General features: G+C 64.8%; 23 protein-coding genes and 1 pseudogene. 1 reads left to right on the top strand and 23 read right to left on the bottom strand.

Annotated features, from left to right (window positions below):
• Window positions 1-2 precede the first annotated feature (2 nt).
• The 23 genes and pseudogenes from L8F97_RS09785 to L8F97_RS09680 form a co-directional block, all read right to left on the bottom strand.
• Window positions 3-425: a DUF6950 family protein gene (locus L8F97_RS09785; RefSeq protein ID WP_242148932.1), complete on the bottom strand. Its 423-nt coding sequence runs from the start codon at window positions 423-425 to the stop codon at window positions 3-5.
• Between the two features lie 9 nt (window positions 426-434).
• A complete protein-coding gene (locus L8F97_RS09780; protein ID WP_242148931.1) occupies window positions 435-1,022 on the bottom strand; it encodes a hypothetical protein in 588 nt (195 codons plus the stop codon).
• A complete protein-coding gene (locus L8F97_RS09775; protein ID WP_242148929.1) occupies window positions 1,022-1,612 on the bottom strand; it encodes a hypothetical protein in 591 nt (196 codons plus the stop codon). The genes L8F97_RS09780 and L8F97_RS09775 overlap by 1 nt, the downstream gene beginning before the upstream one ends.
• Entirely contained in the window at window positions 1,612-5,400 is a 3,789-nt protein-coding gene (locus tag L8F97_RS09770) for a tape measure protein (protein WP_242148927.1), read from the bottom strand. The genes L8F97_RS09775 and L8F97_RS09770 overlap by 1 nt, the downstream gene beginning before the upstream one ends.
• 3 nt (window positions 5,401-5,403) lie before the next feature.
• Window positions 5,404-5,592, bottom strand: coding sequence for a phage tail assembly chaperone (locus tag L8F97_RS22960; protein ID WP_409929028.1), 189 nt, complete (start codon window positions 5,590-5,592; stop codon window positions 5,404-5,406).
• Window positions 5,526-5,963, bottom strand: a complete 438-nt coding sequence (locus tag L8F97_RS09765) for a hypothetical protein (protein ID WP_242148925.1) — start codon at window positions 5,961-5,963, stop codon at window positions 5,526-5,528. The genes L8F97_RS22960 and L8F97_RS09765 overlap by 67 nt, the downstream gene beginning before the upstream one ends.
• Before the next feature lie 3 nt (window positions 5,964-5,966).
• On the bottom strand, window positions 5,967-6,404 hold the full coding sequence (locus L8F97_RS09760; RefSeq protein ID WP_242148924.1) for a phage tail tube protein: 438 nt from the start codon (window positions 6,402-6,404) through the stop codon (window positions 5,967-5,969).
• Window positions 6,405-6,471: 67 nt separating this feature from the next.
• Window positions 6,472-6,861 carry a DUF3168 domain-containing protein gene (locus L8F97_RS09755; RefSeq protein WP_242148923.1) on the bottom strand — a complete coding sequence of 130 codons (390 nt, stop codon included), beginning with the start codon at window positions 6,859-6,861 and terminating at the stop codon, window positions 6,472-6,474.
• Window positions 6,854-7,312, bottom strand: coding sequence for a hypothetical protein (locus tag L8F97_RS09750; RefSeq protein ID WP_242148921.1), 459 nt, complete (start codon window positions 7,310-7,312; stop codon window positions 6,854-6,856). The genes L8F97_RS09755 and L8F97_RS09750 overlap by 8 nt, the downstream gene beginning before the upstream one ends.
• Window positions 7,309-7,656 carry a head-tail adaptor protein gene (locus L8F97_RS09745; protein WP_242148919.1) on the bottom strand — a complete coding sequence of 116 codons (348 nt, stop codon included), beginning with the start codon at window positions 7,654-7,656 and terminating at the stop codon, window positions 7,309-7,311. The genes L8F97_RS09750 and L8F97_RS09745 overlap by 4 nt, the downstream gene beginning before the upstream one ends.
• A complete protein-coding gene (locus L8F97_RS09740) occupies window positions 7,653-8,276 on the bottom strand; it encodes a hypothetical protein (protein ID WP_242148917.1) in 624 nt (207 codons plus the stop codon). Before L8F97_RS09740 ends, L8F97_RS09745 begins: the two co-directional genes overlap by 4 nt.
• Before the next feature lie 3 nt (window positions 8,277-8,279).
• On the bottom strand, window positions 8,280-8,735 hold the full coding sequence (locus tag L8F97_RS09735) for a hypothetical protein (protein WP_242148915.1): 456 nt from the start codon (window positions 8,733-8,735) through the stop codon (window positions 8,280-8,282).
• A 109-nt stretch (window positions 8,736-8,844) separates the two neighbouring features.
• Window positions 8,845-10,182, bottom strand: a pseudogene (locus L8F97_RS09730) (phage major capsid protein).
• Window positions 10,183-10,213: 31 nt separating this feature from the next.
• Window positions 10,214-10,861 carry an HK97 family phage prohead protease gene (locus tag L8F97_RS09725; RefSeq protein WP_242148913.1) on the bottom strand — a complete coding sequence of 216 codons (648 nt, stop codon included), beginning with the start codon at window positions 10,859-10,861 and terminating at the stop codon, window positions 10,214-10,216.
• Entirely contained in the window at window positions 10,862-12,124 is a 1,263-nt protein-coding gene (locus tag L8F97_RS09720; RefSeq protein WP_242148911.1) for a phage portal protein, read from the bottom strand. It abuts the gene before it with no gap.
• On the bottom strand, window positions 12,124-12,279 hold the full coding sequence (locus L8F97_RS09715; RefSeq protein WP_242148910.1) for a hypothetical protein: 156 nt from the start codon (window positions 12,277-12,279) through the stop codon (window positions 12,124-12,126). Before L8F97_RS09715 ends, L8F97_RS09720 begins: the two co-directional genes overlap by 1 nt.
• On the bottom strand, window positions 12,276-14,018 hold the full coding sequence (locus tag L8F97_RS09710) for a terminase large subunit (RefSeq protein ID WP_242148908.1): 1,743 nt from the start codon (window positions 14,016-14,018) through the stop codon (window positions 12,276-12,278). The genes L8F97_RS09715 and L8F97_RS09710 overlap by 4 nt, the downstream gene beginning before the upstream one ends.
• A gap of 69 nt (window positions 14,019-14,087) precedes the next feature.
• Window positions 14,088-14,459 carry a P27 family phage terminase small subunit gene (locus L8F97_RS09705; protein WP_242148906.1) on the bottom strand — a complete coding sequence of 124 codons (372 nt, stop codon included), beginning with the start codon at window positions 14,457-14,459 and terminating at the stop codon, window positions 14,088-14,090.
• A 261-nt stretch (window positions 14,460-14,720) separates the two neighbouring features.
• Complete coding sequence (locus L8F97_RS09700; RefSeq protein ID WP_242148905.1) at window positions 14,721-15,047, bottom strand: HNH endonuclease; 327 nt, start codon at window positions 15,045-15,047, stop codon at window positions 14,721-14,723.
• Window positions 15,048-15,224: 177 nt separating this feature from the next.
• A complete protein-coding gene (locus tag L8F97_RS09695; RefSeq protein ID WP_242148903.1) occupies window positions 15,225-15,461 on the bottom strand; it encodes a hypothetical protein in 237 nt (78 codons plus the stop codon).
• Between the two features lie 785 nt (window positions 15,462-16,246).
• A complete protein-coding gene (locus L8F97_RS09690) occupies window positions 16,247-16,885 on the bottom strand; it encodes a DUF3164 family protein (RefSeq protein ID WP_242148901.1) in 639 nt (212 codons plus the stop codon).
• On the bottom strand, window positions 16,885-17,067 hold the full coding sequence (locus tag L8F97_RS09685) for a hypothetical protein (RefSeq protein WP_242148899.1): 183 nt from the start codon (window positions 17,065-17,067) through the stop codon (window positions 16,885-16,887). The genes L8F97_RS09690 and L8F97_RS09685 overlap by 1 nt, the downstream gene beginning before the upstream one ends.
• Before the next feature lie 11 nt (window positions 17,068-17,078).
• Window positions 17,079-17,498: a hypothetical protein gene (locus L8F97_RS09680; protein ID WP_242148898.1), complete on the bottom strand. Its 420-nt coding sequence runs from the start codon at window positions 17,496-17,498 to the stop codon at window positions 17,079-17,081.
• Between the two features lie 160 nt (window positions 17,499-17,658).
• On the opposite strand from L8F97_RS09680, the gene L8F97_RS09675 reads away from it, so the two are divergent.
• Window positions 17,659-18,504 (top strand): hypothetical protein, encoded by an 846-nt coding sequence (locus tag L8F97_RS09675; RefSeq protein ID WP_242148896.1) that lies wholly within the window; start codon window positions 17,659-17,661, stop codon window positions 18,502-18,504.
• Window positions 18,505-18,548: the final 44 nt, after the last annotated feature.

The following is an 18,548-nucleotide window of genomic DNA, read 5'->3' as shown; positions in this document are numbered from 1 at the left end:
CCCTAGAAGCCGAACCGGACGTGCCAGGCGCGGGCATTGCACCAGCGCCGACGCTCGATCTTGACCAGGCCCTCGCGCTCGCCCTCGAGGCCGACCGCAATCAGCGCCGAGCCGCAGCAGATCCCAAGCGCTCCATCCGACATGACGATATCGCCGCGATGCGCCAGCGCGGCCGAGACGCTCTCGAACTTCGCATCGAGCGTTGCCGCGAGCGTGCCCTTGCCGAAGCGGGTGAGCGCGCGCACCGAGCCGATCGCGGTAGAATAGCGCCCGCGAAACTCGGGCATCGGATCAACGCCGGTCATCGCCTCGACCGCGCCGGCGGTGAAGATGCAGCAGTCGTGCGTGCCCCAGGCGAAGGGCCGCGCGCGAAGAGGATCGAGATACGCGGCAAGCCGCGCATCCCAGTCGGGCTTGCGGTACATGGGCGATCCTCAGGTGCGGCGGTTTGCGCCGTTTGCGACTGCGATCGCGAGCTCAGCCGAGCGGTCGCCGGCGTCGTAGCTAAGCTGGTCGAGATAGGTGCGGTTCGACGCCTGGCCGAAGAAGGCGAGATACGTCTCGACGCTGAGCTGGATCGTCTGGCTGGTGCGATCGCCGACGATCTTCGGCACCGACATATAGCCGGTGAAATAGGACCAGATCGCGCCGACGCGGGTCAGCTGCTGCGGATCGAGCATGGCGCGCCACAAGCGGCAGTCGCGGCCGGAATAATTGGCGCGGTCGCCGAGCTCGGTCATCAGCTCGTCATCGACGCCGGCGAGACCGGACAGCGTCAGCACCAGCGTGTCGGTGCCGCCTTCCTGCGCCTTGACCGGGCCGACCGAGACGACGCGCGGATCCACCGCCTGGAAGGTGAAGCCGTCGAGATCCTCGTCGCCGGTACCGGCAAACGAGAAGCTGTAGGGCGCGTTGGTCACGCGGATCGGGCCGGTGGCAAGATCGAGCAGGCAGAAGGTCACCGGGCGGCGGACATCGGCCGCCAGCGCGGCGTTGGCGTTGGTGTCGGGACGGCTGTCCACTAGAACGCCTCCTCGCACTCGAAGCTGATTGCATAGTTCTGGCCGATGCCCGCTTCCCAGCCGGCTTTCGGATCGGTCATCACCATGACGGCGTAGGGCCGGCGCACCTCGATTGGGTCACCGTCGTTCGGCTGCACGCGGATGTACGGCTTGATGCTGATGGTCGCCTTGCCGTTCGCGTCAGCAACGACCGCCGCCTGCACGCTGAGCAGCTGCTCGCCGATTGTGATGAAGTTGCCGCGCCGCAGCTTCAGCCCGGGCGAGCTCCAGCCGCGCGTGGCGATGCTGTGGCCGAACTGCGCCGCGCCGTCGACGACGACGCCGGTCTCGCCGCACTGGTCGCGCTCGCAGGCGATCAGCGGAAAGCGATTGGCGATGCCGTCGCAGTCAAAGATGAACGCGCGCCAGTCGAGCGCGCGGTCCTCGCCGAGGATCGGGGGCATCGTCACCGTGGCATGCATGCGGGCCGCCGCGGCGAGTAGCGTCATCCGCCGCTTGCCAGTGAATTCGCCGCGGTTCGCCTGGCCGGGCTGCTCGATGTCCCACTTGATCTTCTGCGGTACCGGCGAGGCCGGAAAAGCGATCAGCATCAGCTAAAGCCCCCCGGCAGCGACGGCCGCTTGAGCGAGCGAACCGTTTCGGCTTTCGCGCCCATGATGATCGGGCCGGCAGCGGCACCGACGGTGCGCGCGGCAACGCTCTGCATGCTGACGTTGAAGTCCGCCGCCGCCTCGATCTTGGCGTGCAGGTCGACCGCAAGTCGCTGGACGCGCGAGCTGGTGCCGGTGATGTTGCCGATCGACGGCGCGGCCATGCTCGACAGGCGCGGCGTGCCGACGATGCCGCCGATCGCGAACTTGGGCAGCCGGCCCTTGTTCATGGCATCGATCAGCGGCCAATGCTCGCGCGTGGCCTGGGCGGTCACGATCGACTCGCCGTTGGACACCATCAACGGCTTCTTGCCGTCGACCATCGCGAGGATGCTGTCCGAGGTACCGCTGCCCGGGCCAGAAATCCGGCCGCCGGTGGCCTTGCCCTCGACCTTGCCGCCGCCGGCGAGCTTCAGCCCGAGGAAGCTGCCGCCGCCGATCGCCGAGACGATCAGCTTCTCGATCGCGATCCGCGCCAGGTCGGCGATGATCGCCGAGGGCATCTTTTTAAAGGCGGACGCCACGCTCTCGGTGCCGCTGATCAGGCCGGTGAGGCCGCTTTCGAGGTTCTCGAGGCCATCGACCGCTACGCCCTGAAGTGCCTCGTTGGTGTCGTCGGTCGCCTGCTTCAGATGCTGGCGATACTGCGCGATCGGGCCGGCGTTCTTCTGATCGAGGTTGGCCTGGTCGGCATCGCGTAGCTTGCCGAGCGCCTCGAGGCGCTGCGCGGCGATCTTCTTCTCGGTCTCGCTGGTGTCGCGCGACGCGATCACACCCTCGAGCTTGGCCTTTTCCTCGTCATACTGGATGTTGAGGATCCGCTGCTCGAGGTCGCGACGCTGGGCGGCGGTTGTGACCAGCGCCTCTTGCTTTGACAGCAGCTCGGCCTCGTTGGAACGGCCGGCCGAAGCGATCTGCAGGCTTTCGTCCGCCGCACGCTGCTTTTCCCGCGCGTCGACGACCTGCGCCTCGAGCTGGGCGCGCTCGTCGTTGAGGCGCTGCAATTCGGCCGTGCGCTTCTTGGCGACGTCGCCGTCACCAAAGCGGCCCTGCTTGGCTTGGTCGGCGATCTCGGCATTGCGGTTCTGCCGCTCGTCCTCGATCCGTGCCTTTTCGATGTTGGCGCGCTCGACCGCCGAGTTGGTCAGATCGGCCTTGGCCGACGCGATCTCGTTGTCGGCCTGGCGTTCGGCTGCGGTGAACGCCTTGTCGTCGGCGGCAGCATCCTTTGCCGCCGCTTCCTGCTGACGCGCTTGCTTCGCGGCATCCCGGGAAGCCTTATTGGCGGCGGTGCGGCCGGCCTTGGCGTCACGGTCGCCCTGCGCGCCGGCAGCCGCGTCGCGGAACTTGGCGGCATCGGCTGCGGCCGCTGCCTTGGCGGCGGTCGGCGACAGGTCGTTCGGGCCGCCCTTGCCACGGTACTTCTTATACTGCGTCAGCTCGAACGCCTGCGCCTGGAGCTCGTCGACCTGCGACTTGATCCCGCGCTTGCGGGCGACGACCAGATCGCGGGTGACCTGGGCGAGCTCACCATTGACGTCGAAGCCACCGGTTTTGTCGTTCTCGGTGATCCGCCCTTCTAAAGGCTTGGCCTTGGATTCGAACGCTGCCTGGTAGTTCCGCTGCTGAATGGCGCGATTTTCGGCGACGATTCGCGCGTCGTCGGCATTGGCTTTCTGGTCAGCCGCTGAAAGCGGTCCACCACCTCGAATGGCATCCTGGAAGATACTTGGCCGGCGGGCGTTGATCCGAGCCTGCGCCTCGTTCGCGCGCTTCTCGGCGTCAACCGATTCCGTTGCGAACCGCAAGATCTGCTCGTGTTGGCGCGCCTTCGCTAATTCGTAGAGCTTCTGTGCCGCTTGACCGACTGCGCCGGCGAAGGACAGCATCTGACCGGTTGCGCCCGAGGCGGAATTACCGGCCTGCGCGATTCCAGAAGCAGCCGATTTGCCAGTTGCGGCAAGCACAGCGAGGTTGGTGTTGAGATTGCGGCTTGCCTCAGCCGTTGCCGTCATGGAGGCGGCAGTCGCCTTGTTGCGCTCATCGGCAGCAGTTGCCGCATTGCGATAGAGTAGGAAGGCCCCGACCAGCGCGCCGATCGCGAGCACGGCCGCTCCGCCGGCGACCGAGCCACCGATCAACGTCAAGCCGCCGGCGAGGAGGCGCGTTGCAGCGGCACCGGCGCGTGATGCGATGGTCGCGCGAGCCGTTGCAGCCTCCGCCACGCCGGTTGCCAACGCCGACCGCTCCTGGGCACCGCCAAGCGCACCCTCGGCGACCGCGAGCTCGCCATCGACGATCGCCAGGCGCTCGCGCGCGGCCGTCAGACGCTGCGTCGCAAAAGTCGCGTCGTTATTGGCGCGCACCTGAGCAGCGAGTGCGGGGTTGCGTTGATCGAGGCCACCTTGCGTGAGGGAGACCGCAGCCGCCTGCGCCGCCGCTCTACGTTCCGCTACCAGGGCGCGCTCGGCTGCGATTTGCTCGGCGAGCTCCACCTGTTCGGCCTGGCGTGCGGCGATCGTCGCTTCGATCGAGGCGACCTCCTCGGCTGCGCTGGCCGCCGCCAGCTGCGCCGACTTGGCGGCGAGCTGGGTACGGCTGACGAACGCGGCGTTGCCGCTCAGCACCTGTGCTGCCAGCGCGCGATCGGCATCCGCAACCGTTGCGACAATCGTCGAGACAGCGCCGAACGCGAGCCCTGCAGCTTTCACGGTGCCGAAGCCGACCGCGATCGTCGTCAGCGCCGGGAGGACGATGCCGAGGTTGTTGGCGAGCGTGGTGATGCCGAGCGAGACGCGCTCGGTTGCGCTCAAGCTGGCATCGGTCTCGCCGATATACTTGCCGAGCGCGTTATTGAGCACGACGAAGGATGCGCCGATCGTCAGGTTCGCCTTGCTGGCCTGCTGCTCGAGCTGCGCCGAACCCTTCAGGAAGCCGTCGAAAAAGTCCTTGGAGGTGACCGAGCCCTTCACGACGTCGGCGCGCAAAGCGGCAACCGAGCCCTTGTACTTATCGATGCCGTTCGCGACCGCCTGGAGGATCGGCCGCGCGCCCTCGTTGACGCTGTTGAACTCTTCGGCGTGGACCGTGCCCGAGCCGAGCAGCTGGCCGAGCTGAAGCAGCGCGCCTTGCGCTTCCTCAGCGGAGCCGCCCTGGACCTTCAGCGCGGCGCCGACGCCGTTGGTAAATTTGATGAGCTGCGACTGCGTCGCGCCGAGCGTATTGCCCGCCTGAGACGCGCGGCTGTAGAGCGTGCCGACCGTCTCGAGCTGTACGCCGTAACGCTGGGCGATGTCGAACAGCTGGTTCTGCGTCTTGCCGAGCGCCGAGCCTTCCAGGCCAGCGACCTTTAGCTGGTTGGTGAACCGCGTGTAGCCGTCCGCATAGTCCTTGATGTGGTCGACGGAGAATGCGGCCGCGATGCCGGATGCCGAGGCTAGCAGCGCCGACTTGATGCCCTCCGACGAGCGCCGCACATTGGCCTCGGCCTGGCTGACCGACGTGCCGATCGTGGCAATCTCTTTGCGCGCCGACGCAATCGACGTGTTGAGGTTGCCGAGTGGCTGCCCCAGCTCGCCGAAACGGCGATCGGTCGCGTCGAGCCGGCGCTGCGTGTCGGTCGCGAACTGATCGACACGCGCCTGGCCGGCGTTGAGGTTGCGGCGCAGCAGCTCGACCGAGGCATCGACCTGGAGGAGCAGCTGCTTGACGTCGGGTGTCCCGGCCATCGCTTACTCCTCGTCGGGTTGCTTGTTCATCGCCTTCCAGACCTCGAAAGCGGCCCAGAATTCGTGCGGCGTGGATGACCAAAAATGTGCCGGCGACCACCCGAGAGCGACCGTGGCGATGCCGGCTAGTCGGCGACGGGGATCCCGGTCGTCATCATCCCCGTCGCCTTCGGTTCCCCCGAGGGCAGGCACCCGCCAGTAAGGGCGCGGCCGAGGACGATCGCGATGCGCGGCTGCACCGCCATCCCGCCGACGTCGAACAGCAGCGCGCCGATCGAGTCGACATTGGCGTGCTTGGCGGCGGTCAGCGTCGCCTTTTCACCCGCCGATGCATATTCGTCTGCTACCGCCTCACGGCCCCAGGCGCGCACCAGCTCGGTGACGACGATCGCCTGCGCCTCGAGGGTCAGCGCTGCCTGCTCAGCCAGCTGCGCGATGTTGATGAGCGGCAGGCCGGTCTTCTGCTCCATCGCGATGATCGCGGTGTAGGAGGGACGGAGCACGAAGCTCTGCCCCTCCAGTACTAGGACGACCTCACCGCGCAGCGCGTTGGCGTCATCCATGACTTAGCCCAGCACGTCCTTGACGGGCGCGGCAGCGGCCGTGAACTCGGCCTTTGCTTTGACCGCGTCGTTCTGGCCAAACTCGGTCGAGCTGAGGTTTCCGTAGACCAGGCCCTGGAACACGGCATCGGCCGTCGCGCCGGCCGCGCCGCCCTTGCGGATCTGGATGTTGAAGGCGACCGCCGGCGCTGCATTGCACTGCGACTCAAGCAGCGTGTAGCCGGTCGCGTCGGGCAGGTTCGGGATGATGTCGAGCGAGATCTTGAGCGACTTTAAACCCGGTGCCGAGGTGCCGTAGCCGGCCTCGTCCTTGGTCGTGGTGTCGATCGAGCCGGCGTCGCGGCTGATCGAGACCGATTGCTGCCCCTTGACCAGGTTGTAGGTGCCCGGCGTGGCGCTTTCGATCCACAGCAGGTAATCGTTACCAAGCTTCTTCGCCATTGTGCTTCTCCCATGCGAAAAAGCCCCGCTGGCGAAGCGGGGCGGAGGTTGACTGAAGGGGTGACGTTCAGTCCTCGCTGAAGGCGAGGATCGTCAGGATTGTGGTGCCGACGTAGCCGGAGCCATCTTCGGACAGGGCCGCATCGCTGCTGTCGAGCGAGACGTGCAGGTTCCAGTTGTCGACCGTGTAGGACCGGCCAGCCATGATCGTCTCGATCTGCCCCTGCAAAGCCGAGCACGGCGCGCGCTCGTCGCCTTCGGTCAGCACCACCAGCGTCAGCGTGATGCGGCGGTCGGGATCGTTGGCGCCGGCGAAGGGCACGCTTTCCATGTCGCCGATGATGACCATCGGTAGCGGCGCGGTGTCGGGCACGTCCTGGTAGACGGCCGCATCGGTGATGTTCTCGCTCAGCTGCTCATAGGCAAGCAGATCACAAGCCTCGGTCGCGCTAGTCATCGCTGCCGCCAGTGCCAATGCGTGCCAGGATGCGGCTGAACAGCGGCTTCACCTCGCGCATGGTGGCGTCGCGCAGATCCGGGTACTCGCCGGAGACGAAGCGATCGCCCTGGAGCGCCCGCACCTTCATGGACGCGCCACGGCGCGGGCCGCGCGCGATCGTCACGGTCTGTGCCTTGCGGCCTTTGTCGAGGACGAAACCATAGAAGAGCTTGGATCGGCCGCGCTTGGTCCCGAGCAGGCCGACCTGGAGGCGCAGCGTCTTGGGCAGCACCTTGTACTTCACGCCCTGGCGTAGCGCGCCAGTCTTGAACTTGGCGCGCGCCTGCATCGCCGCCTGGGCACGTCGCCCGACGCGGCCGAAGGCACTCACAAGGTCGGCGCGGGCCTCGTCGGGCATCGCTTTGACGACGCGCGCGAACTGTTTGCGGCCTTTGACCTTCGAGCTCATCGGCCATTCTCTCCGCTCGCGCAGGTCATCACCAGCTCGTCGCCGGCGATGCTCAGCGTGACCGACTTAACGTTCATGGTGATGCCCTTCCACACCAGCCGGTGCGTAGGGGTGACATCGGGGCGTGGCCGGATCGTCACACGCCAGAGCTGGACCGCACGCTCGACCAGGTGCTTGACTGCTTCGTCGCCGCGAAGCGCCAATACCTTGGCCGGTACGCTTAAGGCGATCGAGCGCCAGGGGTCTCGACCATCCGCCGGCTTGAAGCCGCCCCGGCCGTTGCTGACCAGGTTCTGCTTCTGGATGGTGATGCGGTGCCGTAGGCGGCCGGCGCGCAGGCTCATGGCGTCGCCACCAGGCGGAGCGGCTCAAGCAGCCACTTCACCGCCAGCGGCAGCTCCGCCGGCGTGCCGCGCGTGTCGACCACCGCACCTTCGCGATTGGCGTACCAGTTGCCGACGAGCAGGCGGATCGCATGGCACACGATCTGAAGATCGTCATCCGTTAGCGGCGCAAGCGTGTAGCGCACGATCACGGCGCCTGGCGTACGTGCCGTTGTCGGCCAAGCACCGATCGGGCCGATGCGAGCGGGTGAGCGCGTGAGATCCGCGACATATTCAGCCACATCGAGCAGCTGCTCGGTGCCGTCGGTCGCGCGATAGGCAATCTGCTCGACCGCTGTCACCGTCCCGGCCGGCAGGAAAATGGTAGCGTCCCTGGCGACACCGTCATGACGGTGTGGGCTGGCCGGGAAGCGATCGAGCGTCAGCGAAGCCTCTGCGGTGACGATCGCGCAGCCGATTCGTAGCTCACAGGCGCGGCGCGCGGCTACGATCAGCGCCTGAAGGTAGTCATCCTCGCTCGCGTCAACCGGCGCGGTCGGATCCGCGTCGTCCTCGCCCGTCTCGCCCGCACCGAGGCGAAGATGCACCTTGATGTCGTCGAGCGAGACGGGTTCGGTCATGACTTAGGCGACGCCCTTCAGCGTCGCGCGCATCTTGGCGATCGAGGCAGCGATCGGCGTGCCGGTCGCGTGCGCGCCGCTGAACGTCACGGTCACCTTCAGGTAGCGCTTGCCGCCGATATAGCCGATCCGCTGGATATCAGCGGCAGCCTTCGGCGCGACGATCGAGCGGACGATGCCACTGGTGATCGCCAAGGGCGCGAGGCCATCCTTGACGACATCGAGGTCGGTCACCGGCACCGCGTCGCTGCCATCGGCGAGATCGCCGACCGTCAGCGACACTTCGATCTTGTTGGCGGTGCTGAAGGCGATGCCGCCAACGCCGATGTGTAGCAGCACCGTCGCCGACTGAAAATCGATCATATCGAGCACGGCCGACGACTGCGTCGCGCTGAGAACGGCGGGAGTGAGGGCCTCGACCGGGAAAAGCCCGGTCGCGGCGTCGCGATTGGGGGTCATGGGACGTCCTTTTTGCTGGTGGGTCCGACGCCAACGCCGGCTCTCACGCGCGCCCGGGTCGACGTGCGAAAGAGCCGGCGGCTCCAGTGGAGCCGCCGGGGGCCGTAATTTAGGCTGCGGTGCCGATCTTGAGGAGCTTCAGCGCCTCGAAGTTGACCACGCCGCCACCGACGCGCTTGCGCATGTGGTATTTCACGAAGCCCGGGCGCGTGATGTTGTCGCGGATCACCGAGACACCGAGGCGATCGACGATCGTGTAGGCCTCGGCGAAGTTGCCGAACGCGAACGGCGTGCTGCCCGCCGCGATCTGGGGCATATCTTCGCCATCGGTCACGCCATAGCCGAAGATCGACTCGACCAGCGCGCCGCCGCTCAGGCGGAGGTCGACCAGGTAGTTGCCCTGGCCGTCTTTCAGCTTGCGGACGGTGCCGAGCGACTTGCGCGCGCTCATGAAGCCCGCACCTTGGCGGTAACCCGCCTTCAGCGAGAAGATCATGTCGATGAAGGCATCCGCCGTGGCCAGGCCATCCGCCTTGCCGCTGAGGATGTACTGCAACACGCCCCATTTGCGCGCGGCATCATCATCCAGCGTGGAGCTATACGCCAGGAAGCCCTTCGGCTTCTTGTTGCCGTCGCCGTTGACGAACGCGGTGTTCTCCTTGCGGCCGAACTTCATCACCGACTTGTCCGAGATCCACGCCTCGATGTCGATCTTGGCGTCTTCGAGCAGCTTCTGCGTCACCATCGGGTACGCGTAAAGCTAGTTGACGTCGATCGCCCACATGCCGAGCTGGCTCATATCGGTCTGCGGACGCGCGTCCGTTTCGCCGACCCAGGCGGCATCGCCTTCACCGTTGTCGATCGGGCCTTCGAGGCGATCGGTGCCGATCGACACGACGTTCGCCAGCTGGCGCATCGGCGTGGTCTCGTAAAGCTTCTTGACCATGCGGCCGGTATTGTCGGGCGAAACCCAGAAGCCGCCGGCGGGATCGGCGCCGACCATCATGGTGGTGGCCTTGACCTCGTTGCGGCGCAGATAGTTGCCGAGATCGGCGCGATAGTCCTTCAGCTCGGCCGCCGTATAGCCGCTCTTGCCGACGAGATCGCCGAATGCGGCGGCTGCCTTCTGCTCGGCCGCGCTATCGCCTGTGCCTTCGAGCTGCAGGCGGTTGGCCTTCGCTTCCAGACCATCGAGCTGCTTCTTCAGCTCGGCCTTGAGATCGTCGATACCCTTGTTGAGCTTCTCGACCTCGTCCTTGGTGACGGCGTCTTCGCCCTTCTTCTCCGCCTGCTTCAGCCGCTCGTCATTCTTGGTCTTGAACTCCTCGAACGTCTTGCCGAGCATCTCGACAGCCTGTTTCACCTCGGTGTTGAGGGGAACATCTTCCTTACGCTCCGGGGCGCGGCCGAGCGGGAGCGGCGACGCGCCGGCGAGGAGCGCGCCCATATTTCCGATGAACATGATGGTGACTTTCTGATCAGGAAAGCGCGGTCGACGCTTTCCGCAGGGACATGAGCAGGTCTTTCGTCCCGTCGCGGGCGGCCTGTTCGAGCGGGTCACCACCATCACGGAGGTGTTTCTTGACGATCGCCACGGCCTTCACGGCTTCGGCACTCGAAAGATTGCATTCGGAGCGCAGCACGCGCTCGAGCTCGCGCGGATCGAACGCGCCTTTGACGCCGGTGATCTGCGCTTCGGGAAGCATCGGGAAGGTGACGACGCTCACCTCCCAGAGATCGACCTTCTTGAGGCTGCGGGCACCCGTCGCGCGGTCGATCGCGTAATCCTGTGTACGGTAGCCGATCGAGAGGCCGCGAATGGCCTTGGCCTTGATCAGCGCGCGCACCGCTGCCGCCTGGGGCACCTCGAGCACGAGCTGGCCGCTCAGTTTCAGGCCCTTTTCGTCCTCGGAATACTCGTCCCAGACGCCGATCGGCGCCGAAGCGTCGTGATTCCACAGCATCGGCACACCGGCCGAGCCCTTTGCGCGCAGCGACGCCTTGAACGCGCCCGGCAAAACGATGTCGCCGCCGCGATCGATCAGGTTGAAAACCGAGCCATAGCCGTCGATTTTGCCGGTCTCATCGTCAAATTTGAACTCGAGATCGCAGGAAAGGCGGTCCATTTACTGCTCCTTGGGCGGTGTCGTAGGCTTGGCGGCCGGCACAGGCAGGTCGCGGCCGTCCTGGATCGCCATGTTCGCCTCGACGATGTACTGATCGCCGCCGGGGTCGCTGCGCGGGTTAAGGTTCTCGCCTGCGCGCCAGTCGTTGGCGTTGATGACGCCGTTGCGGCGCTGGATCTGACGACCTTCCTGTCGGCTTTTGAAATCGCCGCGCATCGAGACGTCGAGATCGAAGCGAAGCTGTAGGCCCTGGCGCTTGTCAGCCGGGGTGAGCAGCGAAACCTCACCGGATTGTTCGAGGCGGCCGGCCCAGGGCATCAGCGTGTATTGCCGGTGCGCCAGGAACATCTGCTCGGAGCTGGAATAGGTCGCGACCTTGTCGGCGAGGCCGACCATGATCGGCATGACGCGGACGCCGCGACAAACTTCCTGGACCTGGTAGTTGCGGGTGGCCAGATGCTCGGTGTCGACGCCCGACATCTGCTGGTTGAACCACTTGGCGCCGCGATCGAGCACCATCGGCGCGCCGGAGAGATCGCCGGCTGCGGCGTAGCGCTTCAGCCATGTCACCATCTGCTCGTGCTGCTTGGCCGTAAGCTCGCCGTCGATCGCGTAAACGCCGCTCTGCTTGGTGCCGCCGCTGTGGAGCTCGGCATGGCTGCCCTCGAGCGCCAGGCTCAGGCCGAGTGCCTCGCGCACCAGGCGGACGGTCTCCATGCCCATCCAGCCGTTCCAGCTCGGCCCGCGAATGTGCCAGATCAGGTTGTTGGGTACGGTGCGGAAGCCGCCATCTTCGCCGGCGACGTCGTAGCGCAGCGTGCGATCGGGCAGCCGCGTCACCTGAACCTTGGCCGGCTCGAGCACGAGCAGCTCGTGTATCCGGCCGGAGTCGCCGACGCGGTTGATGAACACGTAGGCGTTGCCGCAGAGCATGACGTGGAAGACGATCGTCTCCCACAGCGAGAATGCGGTTAGACCCTCGCTCGGCTCGAGGTAGAGCAGCTGGTGGAGATCATGATCGCTGGCAACGTCGAAGCCGCCGCCACTGCGCGGCCGCATCAGGCTGCACCGCGACACCGCGATATCCTCGCCAACCACCCGGCAGCACGCCAGCATCGCCGTCACCTGAAGCGCGGTCGACCAGTTGATGCTGATGCCGGTCTTGCTGGCGGCATCGAGCAGGAAGCCCGGCAGCCAGTCGAGCGTCTGCGCATCGGCGCTTTTGCGCGAAGGGGCGGCAAGCGCGCCGAACAAGCCGCGCATCAGCGCTGGCGCACCAGCATCACGACGGCGCCGACGATGACGAGGCCGGTCAGGATCGTCGCGGCCGCGAAGCTCAGCTGGGCGACGCCGTAAACGACGATGCCGACGCCGACGACGCCGGCCGCCTCGAGCGCCAGATTGTAGAGCTTGCTCATGCATCCTCCCAGAAGGATTTCGCGGCCGGCTGCTCGGAGAGCGCCACGCCGATCGCCGCGATCAGCGCGACGGGATTGTCGATCTTGGCCTCGACACGCGGTTTGCGCGGGTAGACGTTGTCCTTGGCGTCCAGCTGGGCGACGACGTTGCTCATTTCCCATTCCATCACCGGGCAGCCGGCGTGACGGATCAGCTCGGCCTTGGTCCAGGCGTCGAGCTCCTTCATGGGATCGGAGAAGTTGACGACAGTCGGCCGCACCTCGATCACTGGCGCGCCTGATTTCATCAGCCGGGTCACCAGCATGGTCGCCTGGGCGGGATCATAGGCGACGTGCTCGACGTCGAGGATCTCGCGGATGAGGCCGATCGCGATCTCGATCTCCTCATAGTCGGTGATGTTGCCCTCGCTGACGTCGAGCAGGCCCTGCGCATCCCAGCCCTGGTACGCGCTGACGTCCTCGACCGCCTTGGTAGGCAGAAAGTAGCGGCCGAGCCGAATGTACGGGTCGGCTTTGGTCGGGCGGTCGCCTTCCGGCAGGATCAGCACCTCGAGCGCGGCGATATCGACCTTGGAGGCAAGATCGAGGCTGAGGATCGCGCGCCGGCCGCGAAATTGCGCGATCGCGTCGGCGAACCGCACCGGGATCGTGTCCGTCGCGCACCGGCGCCAGGCTTCGATGTCGAAATAGGCCGACTTTGCGGCGACCCATAGGTTGAGGTGCTTGGTCTTGAAGATGCCGCGCTTTCGCGGCGTCGAAATAGCGTCGCGCTGCCGCGCCAGCAAATAGTCGAGACCAACCGATATGCCGATGCAGGGATTCGCCTTGCGGAGCGCGGCTTCCGACTTCCAGTCGTCCTCTTCGTCGATCGAATATTCGGCGAAGAATGTGTCGTCGTCGATCGGCGGGCCGCCGTTGTGGCCGATGCCGGCGAGCCGCTCGCGCTGCTCCAGGATCATCGCGTAGCATGGGCCGGCCAGGTTCTCGCCGGCGGTGGTGATGAGCAGCTGGAGCGGCTGATCGCGCGCGCCCATGCCGGTGATCATCGTGTCGACCTGGGCGTCGTCGGCGTGCTCGTGATATTCGTCGTGGATCGAGCAGCTTGGCGACTGGCCGTCGCCGGGATCGCCGATGATGGTCTCCATGCGCGAGCCATCGTCCGGACGAAGCAGCTGCTTCGCCAGCACCTCGATGTTGTACCGTTCCTTCAGCCGCTTCAGCTTCTGGACCATCAGTTTCGCGGGCCGGAACACCTCCCAGGCCTGCTTTTCGTTGGTCGCGCCCGAGTAAACCTCGGCGCCGAACTCGTTGTCGGCGCACAGCATGTACAGCGCGATGCCCGAGGCGATCGCCGACTTGCCGTTTTTTCGCGGCACCACCAGCATCCAACGGCGAAACCGGCGCGTATCTTTCTGCGTCCCGACTTTGTGGACCCAGCCGAATACGACGCAGATGTTCCAGATCTGCCAGGGTTCGGACACCAGGCGCTTCTTTTGGCGCGCCCACGGCCCCTTGGTATGCGGCAAGCGCTCGATGAACTGGCACGGCCGCGCGGCGCGCACCTCGTCGAAGCGGAACGGGAAGTCATCGCCGGCGCTGCGTACCAGCTCGGTGATGAACCGCTCGCACTGCAAGCGGATCTGTTTGCCTGCCGGGATCTTGCCCGAAACGACATCGCCGGCATACTGCCGCGCGATCGCCGCATGGTCACGCGCCGGCGCGCTCGGCGCGCTCGCCACCGCGTCTAGGTGTTAAGCGGCTCAGTGCCGCGATTGCTGCCGCCTCGGTTTGATTTCATGGCCGCCACCTCAGAAATCAAATTCGTCAGAGCCGGCGCCGTCGTCTTTCTTGCCGCCGGTGAGCCGCAGGAAGGCCGAAGGGGTCAGCCCCAGCTCGCCGAGCAGCGACTGCGTCTGCCGCAAGGCGTCCGACAGCATCGCGACTTCCGGGCGCGCGCGCAGCATCGTTGTCACGACCTGCTGCCCATCGACTTTTCGCACCGTCGAACTCTCGCAAGTGTCGCCCGACATCTCGAGCACCGCCTGCCAGCGCTGGATCTGCTCCTGGCGCTGCGCGAGGATCGCGACGAGCTGAATGAACGCTATATCGGCGCGGCCCTGCTGCTCGAGGATGGCGGCGGTTTCACGGAACAGCAGCTGCGCGAGATCGGACAGGTGCAACGGCGGGACCATGCAGCTCGCCGGCGTCGCCGGCAGCTTCGCACGCTCGGTTCCGGTCAAAGCTAGGGCTGGATCCTTGCGCTTTCGGCCAGCGCCTGGCCGCGATCCACCGCTCGGCATCGGCCATTCTCCCGGGGATCATTTTGGTTTTGAATTCGGCCGCGCGAGAATTTGACTAACGTGCGGTGTCCGGCCCGAGGGGTGCCAGAGATCTGACCCGCCCCCGGGGTTGAGGGGTGACATCCCACGATGTGAGACGTTTCAGCGGTCGGCGGTGCGACCGCGCTGGTTCGACACGCGTTCGGCCGCGCTCTTCGCGTCGTGGCAAGGGATGCAGAGCCCTTGCTTGTTGGACCGTTCGTCGCTGCCGCCCTCGCTCAGTGGCTTGATGTGGTCGACGCGCGTGCTGGCGGACGTGCGGCCGAGTTCGAGGCAGGCACGACAAAGCGGCTCCTCGGCAAGCACCTGGGCGCGATCGCGCTGGCCGGCGCGGCCACGCTTGCGCTTGTCGCCGTAGATCGAGGCGCGCTGCCAAGCCTTGCGATCAGTCGCGCCAGGACGGCGAAGCAAAGGAGGCTGGGTCGGCATCGATGCGCTACCTGCCGCTCGATCGAGGGACCAAGCGGCTGAGCAGGTAATCGGTCAGGTCTGCGGTTGCCCGAGGCAAGGCGCGGCACTCGGCTGGGTTGATCGTGCCTGCGCAGCGATCGACAGGCCCGGCGCATGCGGCGAGCGACAAGGCAACCGCCAGCGGCAGCGCGACTGTCACCAGGCGCAGCGTCGTCCGTCCTTGCTGACCTCGAGCGGCGGATTGATCGCCTTGGCTGCCGTGCCGCGAACGATCGCGCGCAGCTCGCCGGCGGTGCGCTCGAGATCGTCATGCACGTCTCGGCGCGCCGTGAGGTCACGCTCTGAGGTCTCGTAACGCTCGGCGAGCACGAACAGGTAATCGCCCAGGTCGCGCAGGCGCACGCCTTGCGAGGGGGCAGTTGGTGCGGCCATCGCCACCTCCGAAGCTGGATATGCTTACGACTTCCTCCGCGACGGTGTCGCGGGGAGTTAGTAGCGGGCGCGCAAGGGTCGTTGCCCCAGTTCGTCTTTCCCGAAAGCCGCTTAGGCGGCGGTGCTCCGGAGAGCTGTGTTGTCGTTTAACGAGGCTGGAAGTACGCGCCAACCCTCAATTTTCCATGAACGGTTGCCGAAGCGGACGTGAGCGTATGGCCCATTTGCCCGTTCGAACACACCGCGAATGCCGACCAGCGCTGGCATGTCGCTCACCTCGACCTCGGCGCCATCCTTCAGCTCGATCGGCGCGCGTCGAAGAGATGCTCGGCGATCGCGCTCGAGCTGCTGCTCGGCACGCCGGCGTGCGGCCGCAGACTTGATGGCGGCGATGCGGATCTTCTCGGCAGCCGCGTGGCTTTCCGCGTCATGCATCGCTTTGATGGTTGCGGCAGCTTCGGTTTCCTCCGCGCGCAAGCCGGTGATCTCGGCCTCGTGAATTTGCGGGACGCGGCCGTCGACGATGAAGACCGAAAACGCAGGGTGAGGCGAGCGCTCCGCTTTGGCGGCGTTGATCAGATCCGCCAGGAAGCGCTCTTGGGCGAACACGAAGGTTGGGAGGATCGGGATCTGGCTTTCGATCGCGCGGTTTCCCGACGGCGTGTTCGCCCGAACGTATTTGCGCAGCGTGCGCTCCGGCGTCCAGGCTTCGAGCCCGGCGCTATTAAGCGATCGCGACAGCGCCAGCGTGTGACCGCCGCTTGTCCGCAGGATGACCCAGCGGTTCACGCTGATGCCATGTCGAGCGTGACTGCCCGCCACCCGGCATCGCCGGCGTCGCGGCGATGGAACCGCACGTAGGTTTTCGAACCAATTACCCGCATGCTTTCGCGGATCGCTTCCATTGCCCGCTGCCAACGCTCGTCCTCGATTGCTACCCGCAGCAGCATGAAGACTTCGGCGCGATTGATCGTGCCCTGCTGGTCGACCTGGAATACGCGGTTGACCAGCGCGCGCAGCTCGACACCGCCGGTCGCTGCCCATTCGCTCAGGCACTCATCGATGAGCGACTTCGCCGCCTGGATTTCGGGGCCAAACTCGACCTGGTCGGCGACCTGCACGAGCACGCGCTGCGTTCCATCGAACGTGGTCAGCGTGATGTTGCCCTTGGTGCCGCCGATCTTGGCGCCGAACTCCTGCGCGATTAGCGCTTGATGCGCGCTGACCTGCTCGAACACTTCACGCTTGAACGTGGTGAGCATCTCCGAAAGGTCGACTGCGTCACCAAGTAGTCGGCGGACGAGCTCGTCCATGAGCAGATCCGCCGGCTTGATGGCGGCGATCGGCACAAGCGCGCCCTTGGCGTCGCGCAGGTACGGCTGACCGCCGACGTCGATCGCGGCGGGATGCGAGGCGCCGCTCATTAGGCGATGCCCGCCGCCAGTGCGCCGGCGCTCATAATCGAGCGGGCGTTGGTGAGCGTAATCCGCGCTGCGTTGCCCCGGCCGACCTCGGTGAGCAGCTGCGCGTACTGCTCCTTCGTGATCTCCACCTTCTCGCCTTCAATGGCGTCAAGTGCAGCCTTCGCGCGTGCAACGTCGATCATGGAACCCCCGGCTAGTCTATGTCGGGGATATGCTCAAAAGGTGGGATCTTCGGGAGATAGCCAAATGTAGAGGGGGTGACTTGAAGAACGCCGAGTGGCGGAGCGTGTTTATAACCAAGCAAACCAAGCGCCTGTTCTATGGCGCTACGACAACGCACCACGTCACGAATGGCGATGCCTCTACGCGACGCGGGTGAACGCTCCAGGTAGCCTTCGCGGACCAACTGCTCGACAAACTGAGCGGCGCGCGATCGGTGAACTGCCGGCCGCATTGCGCGCCCGATCTCTCCATAAGACGGAGCGATCCCGGATCGTGAGATCCGCTCAACGATATAAGCCAGCGCTTCCACCCTGCGTAGCGGTGCTGGCGCGTCCCCTTGCATGGCAGGATTGTAACAAATTTCTTGGTTCGCCGCCACGTCACGCTTCATCCGCGTAGCATCCGAAGCCTGGCGGGTCTGCACTGAGCTTGCGCGGGGAAGTTGCGCTGTAATTTCAAGAGGAGTGCACAATCGTGGTCTCGGAAAGTGGCGTTCGATGTGATAATCAGACCCAATTTGAATGATAGTCCGCGCGAGACAGGATCTAGTAATGGCAGTTGGGAAGGTTAGAGTCCGAGTTGATACCCCCGGCCAAGCTAGTCAGTTGCTATCGATCTTACAAACCAAGTACGGAATTCTAATTATTATTCCGGCGCCCGCTCCTGAAATGCTAGCGTCAGGAGCCTCTCTAACCGATGAAAAAAGTTATCCGTTAAAATTTGTTGGCCAGCATGAGTACAGAGTCACGGCTCATGTTAGCCCAAAATCCAATGGAAACACAATAGTAAGACATCAGAAGACATCGGACGGGCGCTATTTAAAACAACATTCGTACTACGAACCTCGTGATGAAGACAATCTATGGCCGCTGTTTACTTCAAGATCGCCGCGAATGAACGACAAGCGATACCTTTTAAGGTCAAAAAAGTCCGATCGAGTTGAGTTTATAGGCACTTACAACCCAAAAAACTGTACCTTGATATATTCTGTTTATCTATCTGCACCAGGAGCAGCTCCTAACGTACAGAGGCATCTTATGTCTCGAAAGATAGAGTTCGAGTTTTTTACTGTTCATATTGTCTATGGCTATGCTTGGTGCCCAGCCTCTGATCAGTCGGTATATTTGTCTTCTAGAACTGCAGAGCGAGAGGAAGGCGACCGAACAAAAGACTTAATTATCAACGAGGGCGCTCTATCCCGTAGCGCTTCTGAACTAGACGGGTTGATCGAATTTGGCTTATTTTCAGCTGCAGAATTTAATGCTTTTAGTCTATGTATCCAGTCAGGAGGTGACCCAAATAGCTTACTTTATCGAGAGTTCATGGAGATGTGCGGAACTATTCGCCGATATCCTGCGCCCTTAACCTTTGCCAAGGCGATACTGGGCGATCATTGAAGCGGTCATGCGGCAGGTTGATGCTTCACGACAGCTACCCAAAC

Source organism: Sphingomonas sp. BAUL-RG-20F-R05-02 (genome assembly GCF_022662305.1).
Lineage (GTDB): Bacteria > Pseudomonadota > Alphaproteobacteria > Sphingomonadales > Sphingomonadaceae > Sphingomonas.
This window is presented reverse-complemented; position numbering and strand designations above follow the sequence as displayed.